This is a genomic window from Halorubrum sp. GN11_10-6_MGM, from assembly GCF_005435165.1.
In the GTDB taxonomy this organism is placed as follows: Archaea; Halobacteriota; Halobacteria; order Halobacteriales; family Haloferacaceae; genus Halorubrum.
In genome coordinates, this window is the sequence record NZ_SGUC01000001.1 from 236,615 (window position 1) to 244,706 (window position 8,092).

Below are 8,092 nucleotides of genomic sequence, written 5' to 3' on the forward strand. Positions count from 1 at the left end.
ACCCTGAAGTGGAGGATCCGAGCGGTACCCGGACGGCGATCGCGGAGGAGTTGGGGTTCGAATACGCCGACCGGATCGCCGATCTCACTCTCCCCGAGATCGCTGACGAGGCGAGCGAATGTCTTCCGACCGCCGATGCGGACGACTGGTTCGGCGTCTGGCGGCGCCACGGAACGAGTGAGGGGTATCCGGAGCGCTGTGAGCGAACGCCCGTCGCCGACGGTCGCTGCGCGCTCCACCTCCCTCCGGATCACGAGGACCGGAACCGCTCCGACGAACGGCTCCTTCACCAGTCGCTCGAAGCTGGCCACGACCTCGTTGGCGCCCGGTTCGGCGAACTCTCGCTCGCGTACGCCACCGTCGACCGATCCGACGCCCGGCCGATTGACCTCCGACACGCCGAGTTCGATCGGCTGGACGCGACCCACGCGGAGTTCGAAAACGCCGTACATCTGGACGGTGGAAACGCGACCTCGGTCAGACTTGCGGACGCGACCATCGACGCGACGCTCCGTGCCCCGGGATTCACGGTCGAGGATACGCTCGACGCCGCGGACCTCCGCGCCAACGGTAGACGTGTCGACCTGCGTTGGTTAACGGCCGACGACGTCGTGTTCGAGAAGGCGGTGATCGCGGGAGAGTGCGACATGACCGCGTGCCACTGCGGGGTCGGAGACTGGAGACAGCTCCGCGTCGGCGGCCGCGCCGTCTTCGACCGGATGACTGTCGACGAACGGGCGACGGTCCGCCGCGCCGACTTCCGCGGTGAGTCCGTGTCGTTCCAACGCGCGGCGTTCGGTGGGAACTCTGATTTCGAAAGCATCTCCGTCGCCGGAAACGCGTCTTGGAGACGGGTGCGAGTTGAGGGGTCGTTCGACTGTTCCGGGGCCGAGATCGACGGCGACGCGAACTTCTCGAAGGTCACCTTCACCGGGCGACGGTCCCTCTTTGCCGAGACGGTCATCGACGGAACGGCGAACTTCGGATCGGCGGCTTTCTCCACAGGGCCTCGCTTTCACGCCGCCGATCTCGACGAGGTGATGTGGGTGAAGACCGAGGCCGACGGTCCGGTCGACTGTACAGACGCGACCATCAGCGACGGAACGCTGATCCAGCCGCCGGACGGAGCGACGAAGTACGATTTCACCGACGCGACGCTCGGGACGCTTACTATTACCGCTCCGGACCGTGACACTGGCAGCCTTGGATGTTGTCGATTTTACAACACGACCTTTGACGGGTTCCCCTTCGATCGACACGCTGGACAGACCGACGGACACGTCCGACTCCACGAGTACTCTGATCGCCACCGCGACGGTGCCGACTCGATACCCGACCTGATATCCACCTATCTGAAGGCGAAAAACGGCGCCAAACAGGTCGGGGCGGACCGCGTGGCGTCTATGTTCTTCTTACAGGAGATGCGGTATCGACGCCGCGAGCACCGCGACAATCTCTATTCCTCGACCGGGTCCACGGCGAGCGCTCTCGTCGGCTTTGGTGCGAGTTGGACGTACGCGCTCACGATGGGGTACGGGGAGCGACCGTTACGCACCGTCGGATTCTCGCTCTTCGTCGTTCTCGCATACGCGAACCTCTTCTTTTTCACGGGGATCAGCGAGACGTACGCGAACTCACTCAACGTGAGCTTCCAGGCGTTCGTAAGCCTCCTGATCGGGTCCCCCGCGACCGGGAACGGAACATCCAACGAGCTGCTGCTCGCTTCGGAAGCGTTCTTCGGTGCGTTCTGTATCGCCCTCTTCGTGTTTACGCTCACTCGCTCCGTTAGACGGTGAGGAGGGCGTCAGGGTATGATTCTCTCGCCGTCCTCGTACACCTCGATGGCGTCAACGGGGCACGAACGCGCCGCGAACTTCGCGTCGAGCTCCTCCCCGTCCGGGACAGCGAGGACGAAGACCTCGTCGTCTTCATCGTCCTCCTCTTCGCCCCCCCGTAAATCGGCCTTCCCGTCGTTCAGGTTCTTCTCGAAGGCGTCCCACTCGGCGACGCACTGGTACATCCCGACGCAGGTGTCGCGGTCGAACTTCACGCGCATGGCCGTCGGTTCGACGAGCCCGTACAAAGCGCTGGCGACGCTGTACGGACGAAATGCCCCCAGACCGGGGCCGCCGAAGCCCCAGCCGCTCGGCCGTGTGTGATTGCCATTTGTAAATTTCCGATCGATGCGGAGACCGCCGAAGCCCCAGCCGTGAGGGCTCGCGCGCCTCGTTGCGCCCCTCGCTCAGTCGCTCGTTCCACTCGCTCCTTCGTTCCGGTGCTTACTTCGGCGTGCTTCGCCCTCACGGCTGCCCCTTCGAGTCCCGCCCCCGCGCCGCACGGCCTCACGCCTCCCCAGCCTCGTCAGCCGCCCTCGCTTCGGGCGACTGACTCCCTCGCGCGGCGCCGCTCGGCCGCGAGGCGGCCTCGCAGGCACGCGCCGACCGCATTTGACGGGTCAGTCGTTCGCCGAACGTGCCACGCATTTCACCGCGCCCGACCGTCCTTTTTAACCACCGCAGGGATCGACTCACGAGCATGACCACGGTCTGGCTCGTCGACCGGCAGTTCGACTCGAAGGGGCTCGTCCGACTCACCTACGCCACCGAGGACGGCGAGCGGATGCACACGAAGGAGCTGGCCGAACAGCGCCTCGTCACGGGCGACGGGATCACCGCCGGCCGCGAGGTCGAGGAGAGCGCGCTCGGCGAGAGCCCCGACGACGAGGTCGAGCGGTTCGCGTCGGAGGCGTCGAAGATGGCGGCCGAACACGACCTCGACGACCGGGTCTGAAGGCCTCGACCGCGCTGTCGCCTCGCCCCGCACGACCGGTACGCTCGCGCTGTCCTGCCCCACACAACCGAGTCCGTTAAGGGGGAACCGGCGGAACGTGCGGGTGAAATGCCCAGTGGTGAGTACGACCCCGACGCCGTCGAGCCGCGGTGGCAGCGGCGCTGGGTCGACGAGGAGACGTACGCCTACGACGACGACCCGGTCGATCCGAACACCGTCTTCTCCATCGACACGCCCCCGCCGACGGTATCGGGGAGCCTCCACATGGGTCACCTGTACGGGTTCACCCTCCAGGACTTCGTCGCGCGCTTCGAGCGCATGAACGGCGGGGAGACGTTCTTCCCGTTCGGCTACGACGACAACGGGATCGCTTCAGAGCGTCTGACGGAAGACGAGCTCGACATCCGCCACCAGGAGTTCGAGCGCCGCGAGTTCCAGGCGAAGTGTCGCGAGGTCTGTGCCGACTACGAGTCGCAGTTCACCGAGAACGTCCAGTCGCTCGGCGTCTCCGTCGACTGGAACCACACGTACCAGACGATCGAGCCGCGCGTCCAGCGCGTCTCGCAGCTGTCGTTCGTCGACCTCTACGACCAGGGCCGCGAGTACCGCGAGAAGGCACCCGCGATCTGGTGTCCGGAGTGCGAGACCGCCATCTCGCAGGTCGAGACCGAGGACGACGAGCAGGCCAGCCACTTCAACGACATCGCCTTCACCGTCGCCGGGAGCGACGGCGACGACCCCGACGGCGCCGCCGAGACGTTCACCATCTCGACGACGCGCCCGGAGCTCCTCCCCGCGTGCGTCGCCGTCTTCGTCCACCCCGACGACGACGAGAATCAGGACCTCGTCGGCGAGTCCGCCGAGGTCCCGCTGTTCGGCCACGAGGTCCCGATCATCGCCGACGAGCGCGTCGACATGGAGACCGGCTCCGGCATCGTGATGTGCTGTACGTTCGGCGACCAGAACGACATCGAGTGGTACCAGGTCCACGACCTGGACCTCCGGGTCGCCATCGACGAGTCCGGCCACATGACCGAGGTCGCGGAGGGGTACGAGGGGATGTACTCCTCGGAGGCCGGCGAGGCCATCGTCGAGGACCTCGACGACGCGGGCGCCCTCCTCGACCGCCGCGACATCACCCACACGGTCAACGTCCACGAGCGCTGCGGGACGAGCGTCGAGTTCCTCGTCACCGAGCAGTGGTACATCGAGATGCTCGACAAGACCGACGAGTACCTCGCGGCCGGCCGCGAGATGGAGTGGTCGCCCGAGAAGATGTTCAGCCGGTACGAACACTGGGTCGAGGGGCTCCAGTGGGACTGGCTCATCTCCCGCCAGCGCTCCTCGGGCATCCCGTTCCCCGTGTGGTACTGTCAGGACTGCGGCGAGGAGGTCATCGCCGAGAAGGCCGACCTGCCGGTCGACCCGCTCTCCGACGACCCGCCGGTCGACGCCTGTCCCGAGTGCGGGCACGGCGAGTTCGAACCGGAGAACGACGTGCTCGACACGTGGGCCACCTCCAGTCTGACCCCCCTCATCAACGCCGGCTGGGACTGGGACGAGGAGGCCGAGGAGTTCACCATGGAACGGCCCGAGCTGTATCAGTTCGACCTCCGCCCACAGGGCCACGACATCATCAGCTTCTGGCTGTTCCACACGCTGGTCAAGTGTTACGAACACACCGGCGAGGTCCCGTTCGAGGAGACGATGATCAACGGGCACGTCCTCGACGAGAACCGCGAGAAGATGTCGAAGTCGGTCGGCAACGTCGTCGAGCCCGAGGCCGTGCTGGAGGAGTTCCCGGTCGACGCCACGCGCTACTGGGCCGCCGGCACCGCCGTCGGCGACGACTTCCCGTTCAAAGAGAAGGACCTCCGCGCGGGCGAGAAGCTGATCCGGAAGCTGTGGAACGCCTCGAAGCTCGTCGAGTCGCTCGCGCCGGAGCCGTTCCCGGCCGAGCCCGACGGCGGGCTCCGCGAGCTCGACCGCTGGCTCCTCGCCGAGCTCGACGCCGAGGTCGATCGGATCACCGACCTCCTCGACGACCGCGCGTTCTCGAAGGCGCGCGACGAGCTCCGGAGCTTCTTCTGGAACACGTTCTGCGACGACTACCTCGAAATCGCGAAACAGCGCGAGGACGACGCCGCGGCGTACACGCTCCGGACCGCGCACCGCCGGTTCCTGAAGCTGTTCGCCCCGCTGCTCGCTCACGTCACCGAGGAGCTGTGGCACGACATGTACGCCGGCGACGCCGAGGGGGCCGGGCTTGCGGACGGCGCGAGCGACTCGATCCACCTCACCGACTGGCCCGATCCGCTCGGGATCGAGGCCGACCGCGCCGCCGGGACCGCCGCGACCGCCGTCGTCGGCGCCCTCCGGAAGTACAAGAGCGAGAACCAGCTCCCGCTCACCGCCGCGCTCGACGCGGTCGAGGTGTACGCCGACGTGCGCGGCTTCGAGGACGACATCACCGGCGTGATGCACGTCGGCGACCTGACGGTCCACCCCGACGGCGACGCGCCCGTCGAGACGGTGATCACCGGTATCGACCTCGATTACGCCACTGTCGGACCGAAGTACGGCGACCAGGTCGGCGACATCGAGGCCGCGCTGGCGCAAGGGGAGCACGAGATCGACGGCGACGAGCTCCACGTCGCGGGCGTCACGCTCGTCGACGAGGAGTTCGCGGTCGAAGAAGAGCGGCAGTATCAGGGTGACGGCGAACTGCTTCAGGCCGACGACGTCGTCGTCATCGTCCGCAACGACGCGTAACCCGTCCCCCCTCGCGGCGTATCCTCCAACCCCCCTCGTCACAGGTCGGCGCCGACTGCGTCCGCGACCGAGTCGAACCCGTCCCGTTCGAGCAGTTCGAGCAGCCCTTCGTTGACGTCGTGCGCGAGCGCCGGCCCCTCGTAGACGAGCCCCGTGTACAGTTGGACCAGCGAGGCCCCGGCTCGGATCTTCTCGTAGGCGCCCGCGGCGTCGGAGACCCCGCCCACGCCGATCACGGGAACGTCCGTGCGCTCCGCGACGAACCGCACCCGCTCCGTCGCGAGCGACTCGATCGGCTTTCCGGAGAGGCCGCCGCGCTCGGCTCTGTTGTGGCTCCGCAGCGACTCCGGCCGGGACGTCGTCGTGTTGGTCGCGATGACGCCGTCGAGTTCAAGGTCGTCGACGACGGCGAGCGCGTCCTCGACGGCCGGTTCGGGGAGGTCGGGAGAGAGCTTCACGAGGAGGGGATCCGCGCCGGCGTCGTCGAGCGTTCCGAGGATGCGTTCCAGGGCGTCGCGGTTCTGGAGCTCGCGGAGGCCGGGCGTGTTCGGGCTGGAGACGTTGACGACGAAGTAATCGCCCGCATCCGCGACGCGCTCGTACGTGTACAGGTAGTCGTCCGGGGCGTCCTCCAGCGCCGTCGACTTCGACTTCCCGATGTTGATCCCGATCGGGACGTTGGGTAGGGGGTCGCGGTCGAGCCGTTCGCCGACCCTGTCTGCGCCCTCGTTGTTGAACCCCATCCGGTTGATGAGGGCCTCGTCCTCTCGCAGGCGGAACAGTCGAGGGCGCGGATTTCCGGGCTGCCGCTCGGCGGTGACACCCCCGACCTCGACGTGACCGAACCCGAGCGACGCCAGCGCTCGCGGCACGTGCGCGTTCTTGTCGAATCCGGCGGCGACGCCGACGGGATTCGGGAACTCCGAACCGAACAGATCGACCGCGAGCCGCTCGTCGTCGACGGCGTAGCGATCGGCGAGCGCGCTCGCGACCGCCGTTCCTTGGACGCCGCCGAGCAGTCGGTGAATCAGTCCGTGCGCCGTCTCCGGCGGCAGTCGGAACAGCGCCGGCTTCAACAGGTCGTACGCGCCCATCGTCTTGACCTCGTCACGAGCGACAATCAATCCGCCGACCGCGGCCCGCATCGCGATCGCGGGAATCGCTTCGATCGAACCCCACGGTCCGTTTCAGAAGTCGTGTTCGAGCTGCTCCGGGTTGGCGTCCGCCTTCTGAATGATAATCTTCCCGTCTCGGACCCGGACGAACACCTCGTCGCCGATCTCCATGCCGGCGACGGCGAGCTCGTCTTCGTGGAGGTTCACGTGGACGTTGTGGTACTCCCCCTCGTCGTCTTTGGCGCCACTGGGGCTGAGCTTCTTTTTACGGACCATCGCGGGTGTGTTGTCGCATTTCGCCATAGCAGACACATAAGTGTTGTTTACGCGCACTCTCCGTCGAGAACTGACCATCGTGTGCGCACGCGAGAAACGGCTACATCGAATGTACAACAAGCGGGACGGTGCGCGGGTGAGCGGTCAGCGGTACTCGTCTTCTGCCCCCGGATCGACGTGTCGCGCGCGCCCAACGTCCTGTGAATCGCCGGGATTCGAGTGTCTCGCTCCCGCGTCTGACCGAAAATCGCTAGCCGACACCGAGGTGGTATATAAAAATTGTGGCGCACAGCTTTCATTTCCCCGATATATTTATTACACACTATGTGCTGGTGTCACACGGAGGCAAAACCATGGTACGTGAAGACGGTAAGCGAAACTTTGCCCTTCGGGAAGCAGACGGATCGGAACCGAGTGAGTTCTCGGGCAACATGCCGCGCCAGGCGGCCCTCAAGGCGGCCCGAACGCTCGAGCCGGCACCTTCGGAAGCAGAGGCGGAGCGAACGACCCTCCGCCTCCGTGAGAAAGGGACTCAGAAAGTCCACGAGTACGAGGGGTGGGCTTGGAAAGACAGCGCTCCCGAAGTCGACGAGGCGGACGACGATTTCTGGCTCAACGACCTCGACGACATCACTAAGGCCAACGTCTCGAAGTTGGGTATCGAGTACCTCGACGACGAGTAGCTCCTCGGGCGCTCCGATCCAGATCTCTCGTTTTCGCTGTTATCCGACCAGAACACTGCGGGCTTGATCACCCTGCTGGCACAGAGCAACTATCCCGGGCAGCCTCGTCTCTGCTTCGCTCCGATCCGGTTAGTTCTCTCGCCGCTCTCGGCATGAAACCGCATGACGTGGCGGAGTTGGTTCGACGGGGTTAAGTACAACCCGGGCATTCGAAGAAATGCGAAGAACGCAACGCGGACTCAGGCCGTTCAACTCGGCCCGGTTTCGCTGGACCCGTACCGTTCCGATGGGTTTATGACCCGTCGTCCGGTACGTTCAGGTCCGCGAAGGATGAGGATCGCGCCCCCTGCGCTCCGGCGTAAGCGGCGATCTGATGTGAGCCGTGGTCGTTCGGTGTCATCCAAGCCGTTGGATGGACCGGACACCACACAGACCAATGCAATGGTGTGTCAATCT

General features: G+C 65.9%; 7 protein-coding genes. 4 read left to right on the forward strand and 3 right to left on the reverse strand.

All coding sequences use genetic code 11. The annotated features are described in order from the left end of the window. Nucleotides 1-8: 8 nt before the first annotated feature. Entirely contained in the window at nucleotides 9-1,796 is a 1,788-nt protein-coding gene (locus tag EXE46_RS01165) for a hypothetical protein (RefSeq protein ID WP_137686669.1), read from the forward strand. An 8-nt stretch (nucleotides 1,797-1,804) separates the two neighbouring features. On the opposite strand, the gene EXE46_RS01170 is transcribed toward EXE46_RS01165, so the two are convergent. Then, on the reverse strand, nucleotides 1,805-2,056 hold the full coding sequence (locus EXE46_RS01170; RefSeq protein ID WP_137686670.1) for a ferredoxin: 252 nt from the start codon (nucleotides 2,054-2,056) through the stop codon (nucleotides 1,805-1,807). A gap of 479 nt (nucleotides 2,057-2,535) precedes the next feature. On the opposite strand from EXE46_RS01170, the gene EXE46_RS01175 reads away from it, so the two are divergent. Then, complete coding sequence (locus EXE46_RS01175) at nucleotides 2,536-2,790, forward strand: hypothetical protein (RefSeq protein WP_137686671.1); 255 nt, start codon at nucleotides 2,536-2,538, stop codon at nucleotides 2,788-2,790. A 108-nt stretch (nucleotides 2,791-2,898) separates the two neighbouring features. Then, nucleotides 2,899-5,562, forward strand: a complete 2,664-nt coding sequence (locus tag EXE46_RS01180) for a valine--tRNA ligase (protein ID WP_137686672.1) — start codon at nucleotides 2,899-2,901, stop codon at nucleotides 5,560-5,562. Nucleotides 5,563-5,600: 38 nt separating this feature from the next. On the opposite strand, the gene EXE46_RS01185 is transcribed toward EXE46_RS01180, so the two are convergent. Next, nucleotides 5,601-6,656: a quinone-dependent dihydroorotate dehydrogenase gene (locus tag EXE46_RS01185; RefSeq protein WP_137686673.1), complete on the reverse strand. Its 1,056-nt coding sequence runs from the start codon at nucleotides 6,654-6,656 to the stop codon at nucleotides 5,601-5,603. Between the two features lie 93 nt (nucleotides 6,657-6,749). Then, nucleotides 6,750-6,953 carry a hypothetical protein gene (locus EXE46_RS01190; protein WP_049931938.1) on the reverse strand — a complete coding sequence of 68 codons (204 nt, stop codon included), beginning with the start codon at nucleotides 6,951-6,953 and terminating at the stop codon, nucleotides 6,750-6,752. A 353-nt stretch (nucleotides 6,954-7,306) separates the two neighbouring features. On the opposite strand from EXE46_RS01190, the gene EXE46_RS01195 reads away from it, so the two are divergent. After that, nucleotides 7,307-7,636 (forward strand): non-histone chromosomal MC1 family protein, encoded by a 330-nt coding sequence (locus EXE46_RS01195; protein ID WP_137686674.1) that lies wholly within the window; start codon nucleotides 7,307-7,309, stop codon nucleotides 7,634-7,636. Nucleotides 7,637-8,092 lie beyond the last annotated feature (456 nt).